The 21,309-nt window shown below is 69.6% G+C and carries 20 protein-coding genes; 5 read left to right on the plus strand and 15 right to left on the minus strand.

What is annotated here, in order from left to right; all coding sequences use genetic code 11:
• Positions 1-53 precede the first annotated feature (53 nt).
• On the plus strand, positions 54-452 hold the full coding sequence (locus BM345_RS11890; RefSeq protein WP_093379675.1) for a DUF3224 domain-containing protein: 399 nt from the start codon (positions 54-56) through the stop codon (positions 450-452).
• Positions 453-462: 10 nt separating this feature from the next.
• Positions 463-936, plus strand: coding sequence for a methyltransferase family protein (locus BM345_RS11895; RefSeq protein WP_093379677.1), 474 nt, complete (start codon positions 463-465; stop codon positions 934-936).
• Here the strand turns inward: BM345_RS11895 and BM345_RS11900 are convergent.
• The 8 genes from BM345_RS11900 to mutL form a co-directional block, all read right to left on the minus strand.
• Positions 933-2,021 carry a lipocalin-like domain-containing protein gene (locus BM345_RS11900; protein ID WP_093379680.1) on the minus strand — a complete coding sequence of 363 codons (1,089 nt, stop codon included), beginning with the start codon at positions 2,019-2,021 and terminating at the stop codon, positions 933-935. The genes BM345_RS11895 and BM345_RS11900 overlap by 4 nt on opposite strands.
• Position 2,022: 1 nt before the next feature.
• Positions 2,023-4,599 carry an ABC transporter permease gene (locus BM345_RS11905; RefSeq protein WP_093379683.1) on the minus strand — a complete coding sequence of 859 codons (2,577 nt, stop codon included), beginning with the start codon at positions 4,597-4,599 and terminating at the stop codon, positions 2,023-2,025.
• A 20-nt stretch (positions 4,600-4,619) separates the two neighbouring features.
• Positions 4,620-5,864, minus strand: coding sequence for an RNA polymerase sigma factor (locus BM345_RS11910; protein ID WP_254789701.1), 1,245 nt, complete (start codon positions 5,862-5,864; stop codon positions 4,620-4,622).
• A complete protein-coding gene (locus tag BM345_RS11915; protein WP_093379688.1) occupies positions 5,861-6,217 on the minus strand; it encodes a YciI family protein in 357 nt (118 codons plus the stop codon). Before BM345_RS11915 ends, BM345_RS11910 begins: the two co-directional genes overlap by 4 nt.
• A 106-nt stretch (positions 6,218-6,323) precedes the next feature.
• On the minus strand, positions 6,324-6,995 hold the full coding sequence (locus BM345_RS11920; RefSeq protein WP_093379690.1) for an ABC transporter ATP-binding protein: 672 nt from the start codon (positions 6,993-6,995) through the stop codon (positions 6,324-6,326).
• Positions 6,992-7,963, minus strand: a complete 972-nt coding sequence (miaA, locus tag BM345_RS11925) for a tRNA (adenosine(37)-N6)-dimethylallyltransferase MiaA (protein WP_093379693.1) — start codon at positions 7,961-7,963, stop codon at positions 6,992-6,994. The genes BM345_RS11920 and miaA overlap by 4 nt, the downstream gene beginning before the upstream one ends.
• 52 nt (positions 7,964-8,015) lie before the next feature.
• Complete coding sequence (locus BM345_RS11930; RefSeq protein WP_093379695.1) at positions 8,016-8,942, minus strand: alpha/beta hydrolase; 927 nt, start codon at positions 8,940-8,942, stop codon at positions 8,016-8,018.
• Positions 8,943-9,165: 223 nt separating this feature from the next.
• On the minus strand, positions 9,166-11,070 hold the full coding sequence (mutL, locus tag BM345_RS11935; protein ID WP_093379698.1) for a DNA mismatch repair endonuclease MutL: 1,905 nt from the start codon (positions 11,068-11,070) through the stop codon (positions 9,166-9,168).
• Between the two features lie 83 nt (positions 11,071-11,153).
• Between mutL and BM345_RS11940 the strand changes: the two genes are divergently transcribed.
• The gene (locus tag BM345_RS11940) at positions 11,154-11,834 is read left to right on the plus strand and encodes a DedA family protein (protein WP_093379700.1); all 681 of its coding nucleotides are present in this window, start codon (positions 11,154-11,156) and stop codon (positions 11,832-11,834) included.
• A gap of 3 nt (positions 11,835-11,837) precedes the next feature.
• Here the strand turns inward: BM345_RS11940 and BM345_RS11945 are convergent, their stop codons facing one another.
• The 3 genes from BM345_RS11945 to tsaE form a co-directional block, all read right to left on the minus strand.
• Positions 11,838-12,119 (minus strand): glycine zipper 2TM domain-containing protein, encoded by a 282-nt coding sequence (locus BM345_RS11945; protein ID WP_093379703.1) that lies wholly within the window; start codon positions 12,117-12,119, stop codon positions 11,838-11,840.
• A 131-nt stretch (positions 12,120-12,250) separates the two neighbouring features.
• Entirely contained in the window at positions 12,251-13,705 is a 1,455-nt protein-coding gene (locus tag BM345_RS11950) for an N-acetylmuramoyl-L-alanine amidase (protein WP_254789702.1), read from the minus strand.
• Complete coding sequence (gene tsaE, locus BM345_RS11955; RefSeq protein WP_254789703.1) at positions 13,702-14,253, minus strand: tRNA (adenosine(37)-N6)-threonylcarbamoyltransferase complex ATPase subunit type 1 TsaE; 552 nt, start codon at positions 14,251-14,253, stop codon at positions 13,702-13,704. The genes BM345_RS11950 and tsaE overlap by 4 nt, the downstream gene beginning before the upstream one ends.
• On the opposite strand from tsaE, the gene queG reads away from it, so the two are divergent.
• On the plus strand, positions 14,188-15,258 hold the full coding sequence (gene queG / locus BM345_RS11960) for a tRNA epoxyqueuosine(34) reductase QueG (protein ID WP_139237503.1): 1,071 nt from the start codon (positions 14,188-14,190) through the stop codon (positions 15,256-15,258). The two genes, tsaE and queG, sit on opposite strands and share 66 nt — an antisense overlap.
• Here the strand turns inward: queG and BM345_RS11965 are convergent.
• Positions 15,255-16,778: a glycine betaine ABC transporter substrate-binding protein gene (locus BM345_RS11965; RefSeq protein ID WP_093379708.1), complete on the minus strand. Its 1,524-nt coding sequence runs from the start codon at positions 16,776-16,778 to the stop codon at positions 15,255-15,257. The two genes, queG and BM345_RS11965, sit on opposite strands and share 4 nt — an antisense overlap.
• Positions 16,779-16,918: 140 nt before the next feature.
• On the opposite strand from BM345_RS11965, the gene BM345_RS11970 reads away from it, so the two are divergent.
• A complete protein-coding gene (locus BM345_RS11970; RefSeq protein ID WP_093379711.1) occupies positions 16,919-17,989 on the plus strand; it encodes an ROK family protein in 1,071 nt (356 codons plus the stop codon).
• Here the strand turns inward: BM345_RS11970 and BM345_RS11975 are convergent.
• From BM345_RS11975 to BM345_RS11985, 3 genes are read right to left on the minus strand one after another with little or no spacing between them, the layout of a single operon-like run.
• Positions 17,980-19,362 (minus strand): phospholipase D-like domain-containing protein, encoded by a 1,383-nt coding sequence (locus BM345_RS11975; protein ID WP_093379714.1) that lies wholly within the window; start codon positions 19,360-19,362, stop codon positions 17,980-17,982. The genes BM345_RS11970 and BM345_RS11975 overlap by 10 nt on opposite strands.
• 13 nt (positions 19,363-19,375) lie before the next feature.
• Positions 19,376-20,041 carry a glutathione S-transferase family protein gene (locus tag BM345_RS11980; RefSeq protein WP_093380178.1) on the minus strand — a complete coding sequence of 222 codons (666 nt, stop codon included), beginning with the start codon at positions 20,039-20,041 and terminating at the stop codon, positions 19,376-19,378.
• 28 nt (positions 20,042-20,069) lie between these two features.
• On the minus strand, positions 20,070-21,191 hold the full coding sequence (locus BM345_RS11985) for a 5-methyltetrahydropteroyltriglutamate--homocysteine S-methyltransferase (RefSeq protein ID WP_093379716.1): 1,122 nt from the start codon (positions 21,189-21,191) through the stop codon (positions 20,070-20,072).
• Between the last annotated feature and the right edge of the window lie 118 nt (positions 21,192-21,309).

Genomic DNA, 21,309 nt, shown 5'->3' on the forward strand with positions numbered 1-21,309 from the left:
CCCCGGGCGCGGCCAGCGTCTACAGTGCGCCCTTTCCTTCGTGGAGTGGGCGCATGACGACTGTGGTGGCAGAGGGCAGCTTCAACGCGGAGATCAAGCCGCAAGCCGATCCGGCAGCGGCCGATGGCGTCAGTCTGGGGCGCCTGTCGCTGGACAAGCGCTTCGAGGGCGACCTGGTGGCCACCGGCCAGGGGCAAATGCTCACGGCCATGACGCCGGTGCAGGGTTCGGCCGGCTACGTGGCCATCGAGCGCATCACCGGCACGCTGCACGGCAAGCAGGGCAGTTTCGTGTTCCAGCACACCGGCACCATGACGCGTGGGGCGCAACAGTTGTCGATCACGGTCGTTCCCGACTCAGGCACCGGCGAGCTGGCCGGCTTGTCGGGCAGCTTCAGGCTGCAGATCGTGGACGGCCGGCATCTCTACACGTTCGAGTACCAGTTGCCCTGAAGCTCCGGCCATGTTCTGGCAGGCGCTCCTCGCCTTCCTGGCCATGCCGGCGCTGGTGGCCTTCGCGATTCCAGCCGGCTGGCTGTGGCTTCACCAGGAATGGCAGCTGGCGCATCCCTGGGGCTTGCCGGTCTGCCTGACGGGCGTCGTCGGCCTGCTGTGGTGCGTGCGGGACTTCTACGTGCTGGGCAAGGGCACGCTGGCGCCCTGGGCACCGCCGCAGAAGCTGGTGGTGCGGGGGCTGTACCGCTTCAGCCGCAATCCCATGTATGTCTCGGTCGTGCTGGTGCTGCTGGGCTGGGCGATCAGCTTTGGCGCGCGCGCGCTCTTCGGCTATGCGCTCATCGTGGCTACGGCCTTCCACTTTCGTGTCGTGTGGGGCGAGGAGCCGTGGCTGGCAAGCACGCACGGCGAGCAGTGGGCGGCGTACGCAAGGCGGGTACCGCGCTGGTTCGGCCGCACGCGAGCCTCGCGCCGAGGCTAGAGCTTCAGCGCCGACGCGTAGCCCGTCATCTCCAGGTAGCCGCGGCCCAAGGGCTGCCCGCGCTCGTCGAGCAGGTCGCTCACGCCTTCCCAGTAGATGGTGCCGGTGGAGCCCCGGCTGTCCAGTTCCTGGTCGTCGAGCAGTGAACGCACCGTGAACTTTCCGGCGGGCGTCGCCAGCGTCCATTCGACCGGGTAGGTAGCGCGCGATGACGGGCTGGTCCAGCGGCGCACGGGCTCGAAGCGCACATCGTCCTGCGAGAACACGCGCAGCTCGCCGCCCTTGCTGCGCCAGGAGCCGCCGGCCCACAGCGCCTGCCCGCTGCGGTCGCGCAGGCGGAAGGCGGTGAGGGCACTGCCGTCGTGCAAATTCATGCCGATCCAGTCCCAGCCCACCGCCTGCGCCGACATGATGGTCTCGCTCCATTCGTGGTCCAGCCAAGCGCGGCCCTGCCTGACGGTGATTTCCTGACCCTGGAATCCGACACGGCCCTGCACCTGCAACTGCGGTTCGCTGTAGTAGTAGCTGGCCTCGCGGGGATCGGCGCCCTTGCGTGACAGGCCCGCGTCGCCCTGCAGCAGCACGGCCTGCGAGGGCGTGATATCCAGCGAGAGCGAGAAGTCGGCGGCGCCGACGCGGGCCGCATAGCTGCCCCCGGGCTGGCGCTTGAGCGACCAGTCGCGCAAGCGGACGTCGGTGTCGCCTTCCGATGCAAAGGCCACGCCCATGCCGGCGCGCGCGATGCGCTGGTCGTGCCACAGGTGGCGCCCCTTCAGGTCGGTCAGCGCCGCATGTGCGAAGACGACCTGGCGGGCGGCGAAGGCCGAGCGCAGGTCCTTCGCCGCGTCGATGCGCGAGCGGAAGAAGGTCACCTGGAAGCCGAAGCTGCGCGTGCCGCCGCCCGCATCGGGCGCCTCGGCGTGGCCGGTGATGTACCACCACTCGGTACGCCAGTCCGGGTGGCTGCCGAAGTCGCGGGGAAAGCGCAGCGGGCGCAGGTCCGGCATCGAGGTGTCGGCGAGCGCGCGGCCTGCCGGCGCGGCCAGTGCGGCCAGCAGGAGGGCGCGTCTTTGGATCGCGCTCATCTCACCAGTCCTCCTTCACCGCCATCACCGCGTCGCGCCCCGCGGCCGCGCGCCCGGCCAGCCAGGCGGTGAGCGTGCCGGCCACCAGCACCGCAGCGCACAGCAGCGACAGGCGCAGCCAGGGGATCATCAGGTCCATGGTCCAGTGAAAGCTCTGCGGGTTGACCACGTGCACCAGGATCAGCGCCACCCCCAGCCCCAGAGACAGGCCCGCAAGCGCGCCGATGGCAGTCCACGCCATGCCTTCGCCCGCCACCACGCGCAGGATCTGGCCACGGGTGAAGCCCAGGTGCGCGAGCAGGCCGAACTCCTTGCGCCGCGCCAGCACCTGCGCGCTGAAACTGGCCGCGATGCCGAACAGGCCGATGGCGATGGCCACCGCCTGCAGCCAGTAAGTCACGGCAAAGCTGCGGTCGAAGATGCGCAGCGAGTTGGCGCGGATGGCACCTACCGAGGCGAACTCCACCAACTCGCCGCTGCCCAGGCGCTGCTGCGCCAGCGCCCGGATCGCCGTCTGCACCTCGCCTTCCTGCGTGCCCGGCGCAAGCTGCAGCGAGATGTCGCTCACGCCCCGCTCGCCAGTGAGGCGCTCGAAGTCGCGCGAATCCATGGTGATGGCGCCGAACTGCCGCACGTAGTCGCGCCACACGCCGGCCACGAAGAAGCGCGGCGCCGTCGTGCCCTCGGCCGCGAAGGCGCGCGTCAGCGGCTCGAAGGTCTGGCCGGGCTTGGCGCCATACAGGTCCACGACGGCCTCGCTCACATAGATGCCGATGTCCCCCGGCGGCACCGCAACCGCCTCGCCCACCAGCGGCAGGCTGCGCGCCGGATCGCCGTTGTCGAAGCTGCGCGAGATGAGCGTGAGCGCGGGTCGGCTGCTGTCGAGCAGCAGCGCCCGCGTGCGCAGCGTGCCCACGCTCTTCACGCCAGGCACCTGCGCGACGGCCTGCACGAAGTCGGGCTCGAAGGAGGCTGAATCCAGGGCGCCTGCCGCGCTGTTGCCGCTGCCGGCGGTACGCGCGTAGAGTTGCGCGGGCAGCACCGCGTCCAGCCAGCGCGATACAGATTCGCGAAAGCTCGCCACCATCACCGTGAGCGCCACCGCCAGGCTGAGTGCGGCCACCACGCCGCTCACTGCAACGGCTGCGTTGCCGCGCATGCGGCGTGCGCGCTCCACCGCCAGCATGGGCAGCACGCTGCGCGAGGCCGCGCGCGCGAGCCGGTCGTAGAGCGCGCCGATCAGCACCGGCAAGGTGGTGATGCCGCCCACCAGCAGCAGTCCCACCGCGAGGTAGGCCGCGATGGGCACGCCGAAGATCGGCGGCGCCAGGGCCAGCAGCGCGCCCGCCACCATCAGCGCCAGCCCCATCCAGCGGGTGAGGGCCGTGCCGGGCGCCGTGCCGGTGGCGCCCAGTCCCTTGAGCGTGCTCGCCTCGGGCATGGCCTGCGCCGCGCGTGCCGGCCACAAGCCGCCGACCAGCGCTGCCGCGAGGCCCAGCGCGGCGTAGAGCAAGGCGGCCCCATGGCTCCAGTGCAGCGAAGGCGCCACGCCCGGGAAGTACCCGCCACCCAGGTCACCGCTGAGCAGGCGCAGTGCCAGCGAGGCCAGGGCCGTGCCCAGCGCGATGCCGGCCAGGCTGCCCGCCAGCCCCAGCACACCCGATTCCAGCAGGATGAGTTGCAGGCGCTGGCGCGGTGTGAGGCCCAGCACGCCCAGCAGCGCGAACTGCTGCGCCCGCTTGGCCACGCCCAGCGAGAGCACCGAGAACACCAGGAAGGCGCCCGTGAACAGCGCGACCAGCGCCAGCACCGTGAGGTTGACGCGGTAGGCACGCGAAAGATTGCTGACCCGTTGCGCCGCGTCGCCCGGCTCGACCAGGCGCAAGCCGCTGGGCCAGCCGGCCGACTGGTCCAGCGAGCGCGCGAAGGCCGCGCGGTCCACCCCGGGCTGCAGGCGGATGTCGATGCGGCTGAGCTGCCCGATGCGGCCGAACAGGTCCTGCGCCGCGCCGATGTCCATCACCGCGAGCGCGCCGCCACCGGCCGCCACGCTGCCGGCCACGGCGAGGCTGTGCGTCTGTGTGCCGGCCTGGATGCGGACGTCGCGCGCATCGGTGCCTGCTGCAGAGCGGGCTGCGGCGTTGAGAAAGACCTGGCCCGGCGAGAACAGCGCCAGGCGGTCCACACCCTCGGCCGCCTGCGGCATCAGCGCGGGCGCGATCTCCGGCAGCACCAGGCTGTCCACGCCAAGCACCCGAAGCGGCACGCGCTGCGTGGTGCCGGCGAGCAGCTGCACCTGCGTCTCTAGCACGGGGCTGGCCAGCTTCACCTGCGGATGCGTGGCGATGCGGGCGAAAAGCTGCTCGTCGAAGCCGCCCTGCGCGGCGCGCAGCTCCAGGTCGGGCTGGCCGTTGACCGAGCGCACCGCGCTGGCAAATTCGTCGAGTGCGGAAGCATTGGTGAGCTGCACCGAGAAGGCCAGTGCCACGCCCAGCATCACCGCCACCACGGCCGCGGCATTGCGCCAGGGGTGGTGGCGCAGTTCACGCCAGGAGAAGCTTCGGAGCAGGGCCAGCATGCGTTCGATGATGCGCCGATTCAGCGCAGCCGCCGTGCAGCGGCTTCGAGGTAGGCACGCACCGCCGGCTGTGCAGTGAGGCCACCCGCGCGCGCATAGGCAGAGCGCGCCTCGTCAATGCGGCCGCAGGCGCCCAGCAGGTGCGCGCGTGCCGCCCAGCAAGGCTGGTAGCTCGCCACCTGGGCGGCGTCGATCGCATCCAGCGCCTGCAGTCCCGCGGCCGGGCCATCCGCCGTGGCCAGGGCACAGGCGCGGCTCACCTGGGCTCCGATGCTGGGGCGCAGTGCCAGCAGGCCGTCGTAGAGCGCCACCAGCGCCGCGGGCGGCACGGGCATGCCCAGGCGGCGCTGCGTATGGGCCGACTGGATCGCGGCCTCGAGCTGGTAGGCGCCCAGCGCGCCGAAGGCGGCCGCCTGCGCCAGCTGCGCCTCGGCCTCGATGCGCATGCCGTCGTTCCAGTGCGCCGGGTCCTGCGCATCGAGCGGCACGTAGGCACCTTGCGCGTCGCGCCGGGCCTGCGCCCGGCTCTCGCAGAAGAGCATCAGCGCCAGCAGGCCGCGCGGCTCGGGTTCGCCGGGCATCAGCGCACAAAGGATGCGGCCCAGCTCGATGGCTTCCAGCGTGAGCCCGCGATGGCTGGCGTCGGCGCCGTCCACGTCGTCCCAGCCGGTGCCGTAGGCGGCATAGATGCCGTCCAGCACGTCCTGCAGGCGCTGGGGCAGGTCCTCGGCGCGCGGGTATTCGAAGCCGATGCCCGCGGCGCGGATGCGCGACTTGGCGCGCACCAGGCGCTGGCCCAGCGTGGCGGGCGCGACCAGGAAGGCGTTGGCGATGCGGGCCGCGTCCAGACCCAGCACGGTCTGCAGCATCAGCGGCGCACGTGCCGCGCCGTCGATGGCCGGATGCGCACAGACGAAGAGCAGGCGCAGGCGCTCGTCGGGAACGGCGGCGCCGCCCTCGGCCTCGCCCTCCACGGCCTGTGCCAGCACCTGCAGGCTGTGCACCGCGGCGTCCTGCACCTGGGCATGGCGCCAGGCATCCAGGCGTCGATGGCGCGCCACCTGCAGCAGCCAGGCCTCGGGGCGATCGGGGATGCCTTCGCGCGGCCAGCGTTCGAGTGCGCGCTCGAAGGCATCGTGCAGCGCGTCTTCCGAGGCCGCGATGTCGTGCGTGCGCGCCGACAGGATGGCCAGCAGCCGACCGTAGGACTGCCGCGCCGCCTGCTCGGCGCTGCGGTGCGCGGCTTCGCGGCCGTCTTGCGTCACATCTTCGACGGGTTGAACAGGGGCCGCAGCTCCACGCCGCCGGTGGCCGCGCAGGGGGCGCGCGCCGCCCATTCCAGCGCGGCGTCCAGGTTGGCCACGTCGAGCAGCACGTAGCCGCCCAACTGCTCCTTGGTGTCGGCGAAGGGACCGTCCTGCACCTGGCGCTTGTCGCCGCGGATGCGCAGCGAGGTGCCGGTCAGCGGGCCTTGCAGGCCGTTGCCGCCGCGCATGACGCCTGCTTCCTGCATGGCGCCGATGTAGGACAGCCAACTGCCGAACTGCGCCTGGGCCTGCGGGGTTTCGCGGCGGGCGAAGTCTTCCTGCGTTTCGTAGAACATCATGAGGTATTCCATGACGGGACTCCTTGTTTCCTCGTGCTTCGAGGGATGCCGAGCAAGATCGCTCGACCCAATGACGGCTGGCGGCGCGCCATTTCGACAATTTTCCTGTGCGTGACCTTCAACCCTGCGCGATGCCGTCGGCGCGCAGGTGCAGCACGCGGTCGGCGCGCGCCGCCGCTGCCTCGGAATGGGTGACCAGCACCAGCGATGCGCCATGTTCGCGCGTTTGCAGCGTGAGCAGTTCCATCACCTTGGCGGCCGTGGCCGGATCGAGGTTGCCGGTGGGCTCGTCGGCCAGCAGCAGGGCGGGCCGGTGCACCAGCGCCCGCGCGATGGCCACGCGCTGCAGCTGCCCGCCGCTGAGCTGCTGCGGCAGGCGTTCGCCGGTTCCGGCCAGGCCCACGGCCGCCAGCATCCGTGCCACGCGCGCATCGTCGCGCTTGCCCTGCAGCATGAGCGGCAGGGCGATGTTCTGCGCCACGTCCAGGTGCGGCAGTACGTGGAAGGCCTGGAACACGAAGCCCACCTTCAGTCGACGCCAGATGGCGCGCTGCTCGCCGTCCAGGGCGCCGAGTTCGACGCCTTCGTGGGTGATGGTGCCGTCGTCCCAGTGGTCCAGGGCCGCCATGCAGTTGAGCAGCGTGGACTTGCCCACGCCGGATTCGCCCACGATGGCGATGAATTCGCCGGGCGCGACGTCGAGGGACACATTGCTGAACACCGCCGTCTCGCCATAGTGCTTGGCCAGGGAGCGGACCGAGAGGCCTTGCCTTGTCGGTGCGCTGCTCATGCGGCCCACTTAACCTGGCCGGCGTCGAGCCATGCGCGCACCTGCCCAAGCACCTGCTGCGCGGCGTCCGGCGCAGCGGCCTCGACCACGGTGCGCTGCGGCATGCTGCGCAGCCAGGTGACCTGGCGCTTGGCCAATTGGCGGGTGGCGGCGATGCCGCGCTCGCGCAGCTCGTCCATGGGCCAGAGCCGGTCCAGCGCTTCCCAGGCCTGCCGGTAGCCCACGCAGCGCATGGACGGCAATTCGGGCTTGAGGTCGCCGCGCGCGCGCAGGGCGCGCACCTCGTCGACGAAGCCCGCGGCCAGCATCGCATCGAAACGCTGCGCGATGCGCTCGTGCAGCCAGGGGCGCTCCTGTGGCTCGAGCGAGATCAGGGCCAGGGGCTCCGCAGCCGCGGTGGCGGTGCGCTCCGCATGGAAGCTGGACAGCGGCCGGCCGCTCGCGTGCCAGACCTCGAGCGCGCGCTGGATGCGCTGGCTGTCGTTGGGCGCGAGGCGCGCGGCGGTCACGGGGTCGACCAGCGTCAATTGCGCGTGCATGGCCGGCCATCCCCGCTCGGCGGCTTCGCGTTCGATGCGCTCGCGCAGTTCGGGCGCAGCGCTGGGCATGTCGTCGATGCCGTGGACCAGCGCATTGAAATACAGCATGGTGCCGCCCGCCAGCACCGGCAAACGGCCGCGCGCCCGGATCTCGTCGATGAGCCTCGTGGCGTCGCGCACGAAGGCGCCGGCGTTGTAGCTTTCGGTGGGATCGCGGATGTCGATCAGGTGGTGCGGCACCTGCGCCTGCTCCTGCACGCTGGGCTTGGCGGTGCCGATGTCCATGCTGCGGTAGACCAGGGCCGAGTCGACGCTGATGATCTCGATCGGCAGGGCCTGCGCCAGTGCCAGGGCCGCGGCCGTCTTGCCGCTCGCGGTGGGACCCGCCAGGCCGATCCAGGTCGCGGCGGAAGGGGGGGAGGGCGGCATGCGCCCGAGGTTAACAGGCGCCGATGGCTGCGCTGCGCGTGAGCAGCCTGGCTCAGCTGGGCGCGCGTTCGCTGGCGCGCGCGTGCACCCTGCCGTCGTCCGGTTGCGGCGGCGGCGCGGCTTCCAGGGGCGGCGGGTGCATGCGGAACAGCTGGTTGAGCGCCGCACGGTACTGCACCTCGCCCACCGTGTTGGTGCTGTGGTGCGAGCCGCCTTGCACCAGCACGAACATCTTGGGCACCGTGGCCGCCTCGTAGAGCTTGCGGCCCAACTCGGGACGGATGAGGTTGTCGAGCGAACCGTGCACCACCAGCAGCGGGGCGCCGATGTCCTTCACCCGCGCCAGCGCGTCGAAGCGCTGCGTAATGAAGGGCTGGAAGGGCAGCCAGCCCCACTTGAAGCTGCTCACCACATCAGAGATGGAGGTGAAGGTGCCTTCGACGATGGTGCCGCTCTCGTCGTTGACGCGCGAGGCCAGGTCGATGCCGATGGCGCCGCCCAGCGAGTGGCCGAAGATGTAGCGGCGTTGCTGCGGATGCTGCCTGGCCAGCCACTTCCAGGCGGCCATGGCGTCTTCGCGGGCCGTGTCTTCGGAGGGCAGTTCCTTGGTGCTCTTGCCGAAGCCGCGATAGTCCACCGCCAGCACCGAGAATCCCAGTTCATGCATGCGCTGGATGCGCGGCGCCGAGCCTGCCACGTTGAAGCGCGCCCCGTGCAGGTACAGCAGCACCGGCGTGTCCTTGGATTCGGGCTTGTTGCCCAGCCACAACCCGTGCAGTCGCACCGGCTCGCCGCTGACGCTGGAATTGAAGTCGATCCAGACGTCGTCCATGCCGGCCGCCAGGGCGGCCGTGTTGCCCCAACTGCGGTCGCTGGGCTGGAAGATCCATTCGCGCTGCTGGGTGTCGAGTGTGGAACAGCCGCCGGCGAGGACGCCGACCAGCACGGTACTCAATGCGAACAGGGACCAGCGTTTCATTCGAAGGGCAACTAGACGATCGACAGACGGACGGCAGGCAAAGTTCCTCACGCCCTGTCAGGGGGCGCAGGCACAAGTTCATGCAACGGCCATGCCACCACCGGGGATGACAGGGCAGTTAGTCATAAAGTGTCAAATTGTCTGCTTCAGCCGGCTGAAGCGCGGCTTTTGCGGGTAAAACCCGGGAAAATCCCTAGGCTGCTAGGGTTTACGCGGACCCGGTTCAGCGGCCGCGCAAAAAGAGCGCGTCCAGGTCGCGCACGGTTACCTGCCGCCAGGTCGGACGGCCATGGTTGCATTGGTCCGAGCGCTCGGTGGCTTCCATCTGCCGCAGCAGCCCGTTCATCTCGTCGATGGTCAGCTTGCGGTTGGCGCGCACCGCCCCGTGGCAGGCCATGGTGCCCAGCAGTTCGTTCTGGGCGCGCTGCACCACGGTGCTGGCGTCGTGCTGCGCCAGTTCGGCCAGCACGCTGCGGGCCAGTTCGACCGGGTCGCCGTCGGCCAGCGTGCTTGGCACGGCACGCACAGCCAGCGTCTTGGGCGAAAAAGGCGTGATCTCCAGGCCCAGCGCCGGCAGCACCGCGGCACAGGCTTCGGCGGTGGCCACTTCCTGCGGCGTGGCGGCAAAGGTGGCCGGGATCAGCAGCGGCTGGCTGCCGATGGCGGCGCCTTCGAGTTGCACCTTCAGGCGCTCGTAGACGATGCGCTCGTGCGCCGCATGCATGTCGACGATGACCAGGCCCTGGGCGTTCTCGGCCAGGATGTAGATGCCCTGCAGCTGTGCCAGGGCGCGGCCCAGTGGCCAGGTCTCGCCCTGCGCCGGCGCAGGCTGGACCAGCGTCGAAACAAAAGCGGCGGGAGCACCCGGAAGCGCTGCCGCGAAGCCGCCGGCCGGCAAGTCCTGCGCCGGTCGCTCGTAGGCGCGGGTCGGCCACATCGCCGCACTGTCGCCCGGGCCCTGGCGCTCGCTGGCGACTAACTGCATCGCGGGTTGCGACCAGGGGCGCATCGGGTTTGGGGCGGGGGAGTCGAAGGCAGGCAGCGGCGTGGCCGCATCGGCCAGCGGCGCGGCTGCGCCCTGGCCCGCGCGCGGCACGGCCAGCGCGTTCTCGATGGCATGGCGCACAGCCTGGTGCACCTCGCGCCCGTCGCGAAAGCGCACCTCGATCTTGGTGGGATGCACGTTCACATCCACGCGGGCCGGGTCGATCTCCAGGTACAGGGCATACACCGGCTGGCGCTGGCCGTGCAGCACATCCTCGTAGGCGCTTCGGGCCGCGTGCGCAAGCACCTTGTCGCGCACGAAGCGGCCGTTGACGTAGAAGAACTGCTGGTCTCCACGCGAGCGTGCCGCATCCGGAATGCCGGCCCGGCCAGTCACGCGCACCGGGCCCATGGCATGGTCTACCGGCACGCTGCGCGAGACGAAGTCCTCGCTCAGCGCGTCGGCCAGCCGTGCCGCCTGCGATGCCGCCGGGCGCCACTGCTCGACCAGCTTGCCTTCGTGCCACACGGCGAAGCCCACGTCGGGCCGCGCCAGTGCATGGCGGCGCACTGCTTCCAGGCAATGCGCCAACTCGGTGGCGTCGGTCTTGAGAAACTTGCGGCGGGCGGGCGTGGCGAAAAAGAGCTCGCGCACTTCCACCGTGGTGCCCACAGCGCGCGCGACGGGCCTGAGTTCGCCCGATTGGCCGTCGAGCGACCAGGCACCGGTATCACCGCCCTGCGTGTCCGCCGTGCGCGAATGCAGCGAAAGTCCGGCGATCGAGTTGATGGCCGCCAGCGCCTCGCCGCGAAAACCCATGGTGCCCACGGTTTCCAAATCGCGCAGGTTCGCGATCTTGCTGGTGGCATGGCGGCGCAGGGCGACGGGAAGTTCCGATGCCGGGATGCCCTGCCCATCGTCCTCCACGGAGATCAGGCGCACCCCGCCGGCCAGCAGCCGCACCACGATCTGGCGCGCGCCCGCATCCAGTGCGTTGTCCACCAGCTCGCGCACGACGGAGGCGGGACGCTCGACCACCTCGCCCGCGGCGATCTGGCTGATGAGCTCGTCGGGGAGCTCGCGGATCGGACGGCGTGCAGGGGAGGCGGCGAATTCGGCGGGAGAAGGTAGGACGGCGCTCACCCGGCCATTCTAGGAAATCGTAATCGCCGGTGCGCCGGCCCGGTATTCGGCTTTCGTTCACGCAGGCTCGTGATAATGAGCCCATGGAAATCATCGCCTTTCTCGTCGACTTCATCCTGCACGTCGACAAGCACCTGGAAGCCTTCGTCGCCGCCTACGGCACGTGGGTCTACGTGCTGCTGTTCGTCATCGTGTTCGTCGAGACGGGGCTGGTCGTGATGCCCTTCCTGCCTGGCGACTCGCTTCTGTTCATCGTCGGGGCGCTGTGCGGGGTGGGGATGATGAACTTCCCGCTGGCCTGCGGCATCCTGCTGGCCGCGGCCATCCTGGGCGACCAGACCAACTTCGCGATCGGCCGTTATTTCGGCCCGAAGGTCTTCCAGTGGGAGAACTCGCGCTTCTTCAACAAGCGGGCCTTCAACCAGGCCCACGAGTTCTACGAGCGTTACGGTGGCATCACGATCATCCTTGCGCGCTTCATGCCCTTCATCCGCACCTTCGCGCCCTTCGTGGCGGGTGTGGCCAGCATGAGCCGCCCAAAGTTCACCGCATACAACGTGACGGGTGCGCTGCTCTGGGTACTCGGCATCGCGACGGCGGGTTATTTCTTCGGCAACTTGCCTTTCGTGCGCCAGCACTTGGACAAGATCATCTGGGCGCTGATCCTGGTGCCGGGCCTCATCGCCATCTACGGCGCCTGGCGCGCAGGACGCAAGTCCAGTCGGGCACCAGTGCCCGACGGCTCGCTCAACAAGCTTCAGTAGCGTTCAATTGCGCGGCCCGTTGTTCGGGTAGTAGTTGTTGCGGTTGTCGTAGTAGTTGCGGTTGTCGCTGCGGCGGCCCACTTCGTTGCCGATCAGCGCGCCGGCGGCGGCGCCACCCACGGTGCCCAGGGCACTCCCGTTGCCCACGGCATTGCCTACCGCGCCCCCCACAACGGCACCGCCTACGGTACCGAGTTGCTGGTTGCTCGGGCCGCTGGCGCAGCCGCCCAGGAAAGCGGTGGCCGACAGCGTGATCGCGCAAACCCAATAGCGTGTCTTCAACATGATTCTTCACCTAGGAGTGGTCATGAGAAGACTGTAGGAAGCGGGACGCGCCGCGGCTGTAGGAGCCAGCCGCGCGGCCTTGCACGCGGAGGAGGCCGCGCGTTGACGGACCACGGCGCCGCGGGCGTCGGTCAGAGCTGACGGCTGCGGGCCAGCGGTGGGTTCTGCGCGAAGTAGCGCTGGATGCCACGCATCAACGCATCGGCCAGGTCTTCCTGGTAGCCGGTCGTGCGCAGCTTGGCTTCTTCGTCCGGGTTGCTGATGAAGGCGGTCTCCACCAAAACGCTGGGAATGTCGGGCGCCTTGAGCACCGCGAATCCGGCCTGCTCCACCTGGCCCTTGTGCAGCTTGCCGACGTTGCGAATCTCGCCGAGCATGGCAGTGCCCAGCTTGAGGCTGTCGTTGATCTGCGCGGTGGTGCTCATGTCGAGCAGTGCGCGCTGCACGTGCAGGTCTTCTGCGCGGATGTTGATGCCGCCCACCTTGTCGGCATCGTTCTCCTTGTTGGCCAACCAGCGCGCGGCGCTGCTCGAGGCGCCGCGCTGGCTCAGCGCGAACACGCTGGCCCCGCGCGCGTCGGGGTTGGTGAAGGCGTCGGCATGGATGCTCACGAACAGGTCGGCCTGCACGCGGCGTGCCTTCTGAACCCGCACATGCAACGGCACGAAGAAGTCGGCGTCGCGCGTGAGGAAGGCGCGCATCGGGTTGCCATTGACGTTGGCGCTGTTGATGCGGTCGCGCAGGCGGTGCGCCACCTGCAGCACGATGTCCTTCTCGCGCGTGCCGTTGGGGCCCATGGCGCCCGGGTCCTCGCCGCCGTGCCCCGGGTCCAGCGCCACGATGATGATGCGGTCGGTGCGGGTGGAGGTGGCGGCACTCGCCACCTGCGCGGCCGGCGGCGCGGGCGCCACGCTGGGCGGCGCCGACGGGCGCGGCGTGGCAATAGCCACCGAAGGCGGCAGGGGCGTGGGCGCGACTGGCGTGGACGGCAAGGGGCGTGCGGACTGCTGCGCCATCAGGTCGCCCAGGGGATCGGAGGCGGAAGGCTTCGGTTGCGCGTAGGCCGGCGCGGGTGCGGAGGCCGGCGCGTCGCGCATGCGCTCGGCGATCAGGGCCTCCATCGGGTCCACCGGCTGCTCGGGATACAGGTCGAGCACCAGGCGATGCTTGTAGGCTGCCACCGGTGCAAGCGAGAACACCTGGGGCAGCACCGGCTTCTTCAGGTCGAACACGATGCGCACCACCTCGGGTGCGAACTGGCCCACGCGCAGGCCGTTGATGTAGGGGTCGTCGGGGCGGATCTTGCCGACCAGTTCGCGCAGCGCGGGGTTGAGGTCGATGCCCTCGATGTCGACCGCCAGGCGAGGCGGGTTGCCGACGACGAGTTGCCGCGATTGCACCCGCGCGTCGGATTCGATGGTGACTCGGGTGTAGTCGTTGGCCGGCCAGACCCGCACCGCGACGATGCTCGCGCCCCAGGCGATCTGCTGGCCGCTGAGGAGCAGCGCCAGGCTGCCGCCCTTGAGCAGGGCTCGCCGTTGCATCAGCAGCTTGGGTTGTTCCTGGCCCAGGTCGCCGCCGCTCATGCGAGCGCCTCACGGAGAAGCCGGGCGCCGCGCGGGGTGCCGGCCTGCAGGATCACGGTTCGCGTCTCGTCGCTCATTGCTTCGATTTTAATAGCAAGATCCTCAAGTGGAATGCGGCCCGCGGCCTTCTCTGGCCATTCCGCCAACTTGAGCCCCGGACCCGCGAAAATGTCACGGAAGCCGGCGTCTTCCCATTCGCGCGGATCGCTGAAGCGATAGAAGTCGAAGTGATGCACCGCCAGGCCCGAAGGCGTGGCATGCGGTTCGACCACCGCATAGGTGGGACTCTTGATGCGGCCGCGGACCCCCAGCGCATGCAGCAGGTGCCGCACGAAGGTGGTCTTGCCGGCGCCCAGGTCGCCATGCAAGGCGATGAAGCTGTCGGCCAGGTCGGGCTGCGAGCCCATGGCCTGCGCCAGGCGGGCGGCGAAGGACAGCGTGTCTTCTTCATTGCGCCATTGGCGCGTTTCTACAATCGGCAGGTGATCGGCAGCAGGCAACTCGTATCCCGTATTCAAACGCTGGCGCGGGAGCTCGGATTCTCCCAAATCGGTGTGGCAGGCGTCGACCTGTCCGCGGCGGAGCCTGGATTGATGCAGTGGCTCGAAAAAGGTTTCCATGGCGAGATGGCCTACATGGCCGCGCACGGCCTGCGCCGCGCCCGGCCGGCCGAGCTGGTGCCGGGCACGGTGAGCGTGATCACCGTTCGAATGGACTACCTGCCGCGCGGCACGCCCGATGACTGGCAGCGCATCGAGTTCGCCAGGCTCGATCGTCCTGGCGAGGCGATCGTGTCGATGTATGCGAGGGGCCGGGACTATCACAAGGTGCTGCGCTCTCGGCTGCAGAAGCTGGCCGATGGCATCGCGGCGGAGGTCGGGCCCTTCGGCCACCGTGCCTTCACCGACTCGGCGCCGGTGTTGGAGGCCGAGCTCGCATCGCGCAGCGGCCAGGGCTGGCGCGGCAAGCACACGCTGGTGCTGGACCGCGAGGCGGGCTCCATGTTCTTCCTGGGCGAGATCTACGTCGACCTGGCGCTGCCGCCCAGCGAGCCGGTGAGCCCGCACTGCGGCTCGTGCAGCGCCTGCATCGACATCTGCCCCACGCAGGCCATCGTCGCACCGCAGCGGCTGGACGCGCGGCGCTGCATCTCCTACCTCACCATCGAGCATCCGGGCCCCATCCCCGAGGAACTGCGGCCGCTGATGGCCAACCGCATCTATGGCTGCGACGACTGCCAGCTCGCCTGCCCCTGGAACAAGTTCGCCAAGAAGAGCGCCTTGCCCGACTTCGATCCGCGCGAAGGGCTCGCCGGCAGCACCCTGGCCGCGTTGTTCGCGTGGAGCGAAGAAGAATTCCTCTCGCGCACCGAGGGCAGCCCGATCCGCCGCATCGGCCACGAGCGCTGGCTGCGCAACATCGCGGTGGCGCTGGGCAATGCGTTGAGAAGCGGAGATACGTCGGCGCGCGCGGCGCTCGAATCACGGCGGGAACATCCCAGCGAACTGGTGCGCGAGCACGTGCTGTGGGCGCTGGAGCAGCAGATCGCCTAGCGCGGATAGCGCCGCCGCATCCACCACTGCAGCGCCTCGAACAGCGCCTCGCTCGCCAGGGCCAGGGCTGCCGCAGGGATTGCGCCAGCCAGCAACAGGGCCCGGTCGTTCAGCGCCAGGCCGGTGACGATGCGCTCGCCGAATCCCCCGGCACCCACGAAGGCCGCGATGGTCGCCGTGCCCACCGCGATGGCGGTGGCCGTGCGCACGCCGGCCACCAGCGTGGGCAGTGCCAGTGGCAGCTGCACCAGCCGCAGGTTCTGGGCCGAGGTCATGCCCAATGCGGTGCCGGCCTGACGCTGTCCTTCGGGCACTTCGGCCAGGCCCGTCACCGTGTTGGTCATGATCGGCAGGAGCGAATAGAGCGTGAGCGCCACCAGCGCGGGCACCGTGCCGATGATGCCCAGCAGCGAGATCAGCACCGCCAGCATTGCCAGCGAGGGAACCGTCTGCAGCACCCCGGTGATGCCCAGCACGAGGGCGCGCACCCGCTGCATCGGGAAGATCAGCACGCCCAGTGGCACCGCGATCAGCACGGCGATGCCCACCGACACCGCCACCAGCAGCAGGTGCTGGCGCGCGAGGCGGCCCAGGTCCGGTCCCAGCAGCTTGGCCATGAAGCCGCGCCCGGCCTCCGGCGCTGCGCCGGCGTGGCCCTGGGCGAGGAAGCTGCGCGCGATGGCGTCGAAGGACTCGCCCTTGAGTTCGGCGCGCGCGTTCATCGCGATCATGGCGCGCTCGTCGATGCGGCCCTGCAGCGCGCCGATGGCGGCCCAGGCCTTGGGGAAGCGCTGCGCCACGTCCAGGCGGTAGAGCACCACGGCGTCGTAGCGCGGGAAGTAGGCGCGGTCGTCCTCCAGCACGCGCAGGCCCAGGTGATCGATCTTGGCGTCGGTGGTGTAGATGTCCATCACGTCGATCTGCTTGGCGGCGATGGCGTCGTAGGCCAGCCCGTGGTCCAGGCCGGTGGGCGTCTGCGGCAGCCCGTAGCGCGAAGCGAGCCCGCGCCAGCCGTCGGCGCGGCCGATGAACTCGTTGGACAGGCCCAGCTTCAGTTGCGGATGCTTTGCGAGTTCGCCGAGCGTGCGGACGCCCAGTTCCCGGGCTTGTGCCTCGCGCATCGCCAGTGCGTAGCCGTCGTTGAAGCCCAGCGCGGGCCCGAGGCCCAGGCCCAGGGGCGCGAGGCCAGCCGCGATCTGCTCGCGCGACATGCCGGGCGGGCCCTTGAGGATTTCCAGGGCGATGGTGCCGGTGTATTCGGCGTACAGGTCGATGCCGCCCGAGCGCAGCGCCTCGTAGACGATGGCGGTGTTGCCCAGGCCCTGCCGCACCACCGGCGGCGCGGGCAGTTGCGGTGCGGCGCTCTGGGCCAGCAGCTCGGCCAGGATGTACGACTCGGTGAAGCGCTTGGAGCCCACGCGCAGCGTGTCGCTCTGGGCCCAAGCCGACAATGCCAGCACGAGGGGCAGCAGTGCCGCCAGCAGGACGCAGGACCAGGTTCGAGGGCGAGGCCAGTGCATCGCGGGCAGTTTAAGGCTCGGACGCCCCACTGCGCGCAGGACGCTTTCCTACACGCGATGTTGCGCGAAGCCGATGCGCCGGCGCGTCGAAGGGCTTCACAGTTGCGCACATGCCAAAAGCGACCAGCGTGCCCAGGCGCATGCAAGCCAGCGACGTCGCGCCACATGGCGTGATGGTCCTCCCCAAGATCAAGATCGAAAGCTATAGCCTGGAACTGCGGGACCAGCACGGCTTCGTCGGCGACCAGGCCAGCCAGACCGCCTTCCGCGAGTTGCTGGAGCGCTGGCGCAAGCGCCTGAAGAACCGCCACGGCAAGGACCCGCTGGGCAAGGTGCCCAGCAAGCACATTGCCAAGAGCGAGCTGGACGAGGCCATGCAGGCCAAGCGCAACAAGGAGGAGGCCAGGGACCTGCTGCATGCGGCCATCGAGGAGTTTTCCGAAGAGCTTGCCCACGTGATCCGGCGCTACCTGCGCCAGAAGACGTGGCGCAAGGTGCAGCGCATCGTGCTGGGCGGCGGCTTGCCGGGCAGCGGCGTGGGCGAGCACGCGGTGCTTCAGGCGGCCGCGCTGCTACAGGCAGACGGCATCGCGGTGCAGCTCGCGCGCCTCTCGCACGAAACCGACGACGGAGGGCTGATCGGCTGGGTGCACCTGGCGCCACGCGTGCTGATCGAGGAATACGACGCCATCCTGGCGGTGGACATCGGCGGCACCAACGTGCGATGCGGCATCGTGCAGACGCGGCGCAAGAAGGCGCCGGACCTGTCTCGCGCCCGCGTCGTGCGCCGCCACAAGTGGCGCCACGCGGATGACCAGCCGCAGCGCCAGTTGCTCGTACAGGGCATCGCCGACATGCTGCACGAGCTGATCGCGCATGCGCGAAGAAAGAAGCTGGCGCTGGCGCCTTTTGTGGGCATCGCCTGCCCGGGGCTGATCCGCGAGGACGGCTCCATCGCGCGCGGCGCGCAGAACATGCCCGGCGACTGGGCGAGCCCGAACTTCCACCTGCCCAGCGAGCTGGCCGAACTGCTGCCCCCCATCGACGATCAGCATCCCCTGGTGCTGATGCACAACGACGCCGTGGTGCAGGGGCTGAGCGAACTGCCCTTCATGCAGGACGTGAAGCACTGGGGCATCCTGACCGTCGGCACCGGCCTGGGCAACGTCAGCTACACCAACCGCCAGCGCCTGGCCAAGCCTCAGAGCTGAAAGGCCAGCGTCAGCAGCAGCCCTTCGGCCACGTCGCGCACCAGGCCCGGCTGGCGAGCGCGGAAGGTCTCGCCGGCCGAGGCCGTGGTCTCGATCCAGTGGGCCAGCCAGTCGATCTCCGGCGCGCTGTAGAAGATCACCGTCGACTCGTGGTTGAGCAGCAGGCTGCGGCCGTCGAGGTTGATGCTGCCGCACAGCGCCAGGCTCTCGTCCACCACCGCCGCCTTGGCATGGGCCATGAAGGGCAGCATGCGGAAGATCACGCCGGCGCGCGCCAGGTCGCGCATGGCGCGAGCGCGCACGAAGTCGGCCAGGCGGTGGTTGGACACCTGCGGGATCGCGATGGTCACCTGCACGCCGCGGCGTGCCGCCAGCCGCAGCGCATCACGCAGGCCGTCGCCGGGCACGAAGTAGGGCGTGATGGCCATCAGCCGGTGCTCGGCCCGGAAGCAGGCATCGATGAGCAGGGCCTGCGCCGTGTCCTCGGTCTGGTCGGGGCCGCTGGGCAAATACTGGGCCAGGCTGGTGCCGCCGGTGGGCGGCAGGTCGGCGATGCTGCGCGGCTGGCGCTTTCGCACCGAGGCCCAGTCGTGCGAGAACTGGCGTGCCGCCGCCGCCGCGACGTTGCCCGTCAGGTCGAAGGAGAGGTCGCGCCAGGGCTGCGGATGCTGCTCGTTGCCGCAGAAGTATTCGCCAGCCAGGTTGCGCCCGCCGGACCAGAGCCAGCGGTCGTCGGCGATGGTCACCTTGCGGTGGTTGCGCAGGTTGCGCGGGCCGATGTTGCGCAGGCTGAAGAGCGGCCGGAACACCGCCACGTCGCCACCCGCCTCGCGCAGCTGGTCGAAGTAGCGCCGCGGCAGGCTCAGCGCGCCGAAGCCGTCCAGCAGCACACGCACCTTCACGCCTTCGCGCGCGCGGCGCACCAGCCGCTCCATCACCTGCTGGCCGAGTTCGTCGCTGCCGATGATGAAGGTGCCCACGTCCAGGCGCTCGCGTGCGCCCTCGATCACCTGCCACAGCGCATCGCGTGCGGCGGCGCCGTCGGCATGCATGCGGATGTTGCAGGGACTGGGCGGGGCGAGGCCGAAGCTGTCGACGAGTTCGGCCGCCCAGTGCGCATGGGGCGCTGCACGGGGCGGGCGCGGCGCGCCGGCCGGGCGCAGCTTGCGGCGCCCGAACATCAGGTACATCGGCAGCATCAGGTAGGGCATGAGCGCCAGCGCCATCACCCAGGCGATCGCCGTAGTGGGCGCGCGCTGCTGGCGCTGCGAGCGCGTGGTCAGCACATAAATCAGCAGCGCGACCGCGACGGCCAGCAAGTGCTGCGAAGGCGAGGGCAGCCAGTTGAAATCCCGGAATCCGGCAAGCGGCATGGGCCCTCGGCGCTCAGCGCTGCAGGAAGGCCGGCACGCCGCGGCCCTGCGATGCCAGGAAGCCCATCATGGGTTCGACCACGGCGCGTACCGCCGGGCGCTCGCCGACGCGGGTGCGCCAGTCGATCAGGCGCGGCGTGGCATCCGTCATGCCTGCGCCCTTGCGGTCCGCGAACACGCAGGCCATGTAGAAGCCGATGTCGGCGAAAGAGTAGGGGCCGGCCAGGAAGTCGCGCCCGGCCAGCAGCGCTTCCATCTCGTCATAGAAGCGGGCGCAGGCGGCGCAAGCCGCGAGCGCCGGGGCGGCCTGCATGTCGTCCTGCAGGCCGAAGAGCCGGATCACGTTGGGGAAGAAGACTTCGTCCGACTGCTGCTCCAGCTGCCGCGCGCGTGCCCGGTCGGCGACGCCTTCGGGCCAGAGCGGGGCCTGCGGGTAGCGATCCTCGAGGTACTCGAAGATCTGGGTGGAGTCGAACAGCGCCACCTCCTCGTCCACGAGCACCGGCACCTGGCGCTTGACCGGGTTCACCCGCAGCACCTCCGGGTGCTTGGGCTCGTAGGCGTCGTCGGTGGTGAAGGGCACCATGACCAGCTCGAAGGCGACACCCTTCTCGCGTGCCGCGATCTCGACCTTGGCGCCGAACATGCTCAGGGGCCCCGAATAGATGCGTGTCGTCATGGGCCCCGACTTCAACAGAAAGCGCGCGTCAGGTCGAGCCCCAGACCTCCTGCGCGGTCTCGATCACCAGGCGCAGCTTGGCGCGCTGGGCCTCCACCGCGATGTTGTTGCCGTGCACGGTGCTGGAGAAGCCGCATTGCGGCGACAGCGCGAGCTGGTCGAGGTCGGCGTACTTGCTGGCGTCATCGATGCGGCGCTTGAGCTCGTCCTTGTCCTCCATCTGGCCGAACTTGGTGGTCACCAGGCCCAGCACCACGGTCTTGCCCTTGGGCAGGAAGCGCAGGGGCTTGAAGTCGCCGGAGCGGGCGTCGTCGTACTCCATGAAGTACGCGTCCAGGTCCATTTCCTCGAGCAGTGCCTCGGCCACCGGCTCGTAGTTGCCGGCCGCGGCGTGCGTGCTCTTGAAGTTGCCACGGCACAGGTGCATGGCCAGCAGCATGCCCGGGGGCTTCTGTGCCACCACCTTGTTGATGAATTTGGCGTAGCGGTGTGGCAGCTCGTTGGGGTCGTCGCCGCGCTGGCGGGCGGCTTCGCGCAGGTGCTCGTCGCACAGGTAGGCCAGGTTGGTGTCGTCCATCTGCACGTAGGTGCAACCGGCCGCGGCCAGCGAGCGCAGCTCGTCGCCGTAGGCCTTGGCCACGTCGTCGTAGAACTCCGGGTCCAGCTCGGGGTAGGCCGTCTTGCTGATGCCCGCGCGCCCGCCGCGGAAGTGCAGCATGGTGGGCGAGGGGATGGTCACCTTGGGCGTGTGGCCCGCCGAGACCTGGCTCTTGAGGTACTCGAAGTCGGCCAGCTGGATGTTCTTGGCGTGGCGCACCTTGTCGATGACGCGCATCACCGGCGGCGCCAGTTCCTCGTGGCCGTCGGCCTTCTTGATGAGCACCGGCACGTCGGCCTGGACACCGCCGAGCTGTTCGAGGAAGTCGATGTGGAAATAGGTGCGGCGGAACTCGCCGTCGGTGACGCTCTTGAGGCCCACGTCCTCCTGGAATTTCACGATTTCGGTGATGGCCTTGTCTTCGACTTCGCGAAGCTGCTCTGCGTTGATCTCGCCCTTGGACTTCTTCTCGCGTGCTTCGAGCAGGTACTGGGGACGCAGGAAACTGCCGACGTGGTCGTAGCGGGCGGGCAGGCGGGCGTGCTGGGACATGTGAGAACTCCGTGCAGGCTGGGGTGATTGGAAAGGAAAACGATCGTAAACGCAGGCGGGCGCCCAGTTGTGTATACATCGATGCTGGTGTTTACCCTTGAAATCCCCCAATTCGCTG

Origin of the sequence: Variovorax sp. OV329, from assembly GCF_900114785.1 — a bacterium.
Taxonomy (GTDB): Bacteria; Pseudomonadota; Gammaproteobacteria; order Burkholderiales; family Burkholderiaceae_C; genus Variovorax.

Bases quoted from the DNA above. Each gene is read 5' to 3' on its own strand.
- BM345_RS11890 (WP_093379675.1), top strand. From the start codon at position 54: ATGACGACTGTGGTGGCAGAGGGCAGCTTCAACGCGGAGATCAAGCCG.
- BM345_RS11895 (WP_093379677.1), top strand. From the start codon at position 463: ATGTTCTGGCAGGCGCTCCTCGCCTTCCTGGCCATGCCGGCGCTGGTG.
- BM345_RS11900 (WP_093379680.1), bottom strand. From the start codon at position 2,021: ATGAGCGCGATCCAAAGACGCGCCCTCCTGCTGGCCGCACTGGCCGCG.
- BM345_RS11905 (WP_093379683.1), bottom strand. From the start codon at position 4,599: ATGCTGGCCCTGCTCCGAAGCTTCTCCTGGCGTGAACTGCGCCACCAC.
- BM345_RS11915 (WP_093379688.1), bottom strand. From the start codon at position 6,217: ATGGAATACCTCATGATGTTCTACGAAACGCAGGAAGACTTCGCCCGC.
- BM345_RS11920 (WP_093379690.1), bottom strand. From the start codon at position 6,995: ATGAGCAGCGCACCGACAAGGCAAGGCCTCTCGGTCCGCTCCCTGGCC.
- miaA (WP_093379693.1), bottom strand. From the start codon at position 7,963: ATGCCGCCCTCCCCCCCTTCCGCCGCGACCTGGATCGGCCTGGCGGGT.
- BM345_RS11930 (WP_093379695.1), bottom strand. From the start codon at position 8,942: ATGAAACGCTGGTCCCTGTTCGCATTGAGTACCGTGCTGGTCGGCGTC.
- BM345_RS11940 (WP_093379700.1), top strand. From the start codon at position 11,154: ATGGAAATCATCGCCTTTCTCGTCGACTTCATCCTGCACGTCGACAAG.
- BM345_RS11945 (WP_093379703.1), bottom strand. From the start codon at position 12,119: ATGTTGAAGACACGCTATTGGGTTTGCGCGATCACGCTGTCGGCCACC.
- BM345_RS11950 (WP_254789702.1), bottom strand. From the start codon at position 13,705: ATGAGCGGCGGCGACCTGGGCCAGGAACAACCCAAGCTGCTGATGCAA.
- BM345_RS11965 (WP_093379708.1), bottom strand. From the start codon at position 16,778: ATGCACTGGCCTCGCCCTCGAACCTGGTCCTGCGTCCTGCTGGCGGCA.
- BM345_RS11970 (WP_093379711.1), top strand. From the start codon at position 16,919: ATGCAAGCCAGCGACGTCGCGCCACATGGCGTGATGGTCCTCCCCAAG.
- BM345_RS11975 (WP_093379714.1), bottom strand. From the start codon at position 19,362: ATGCCGCTTGCCGGATTCCGGGATTTCAACTGGCTGCCCTCGCCTTCG.
- BM345_RS11980 (WP_093380178.1), bottom strand. From the start codon at position 20,041: ATGACGACACGCATCTATTCGGGGCCCCTGAGCATGTTCGGCGCCAAG.
- BM345_RS11985 (WP_093379716.1), bottom strand. From the start codon at position 21,191: ATGTCCCAGCACGCCCGCCTGCCCGCCCGCTACGACCACGTCGGCAGT.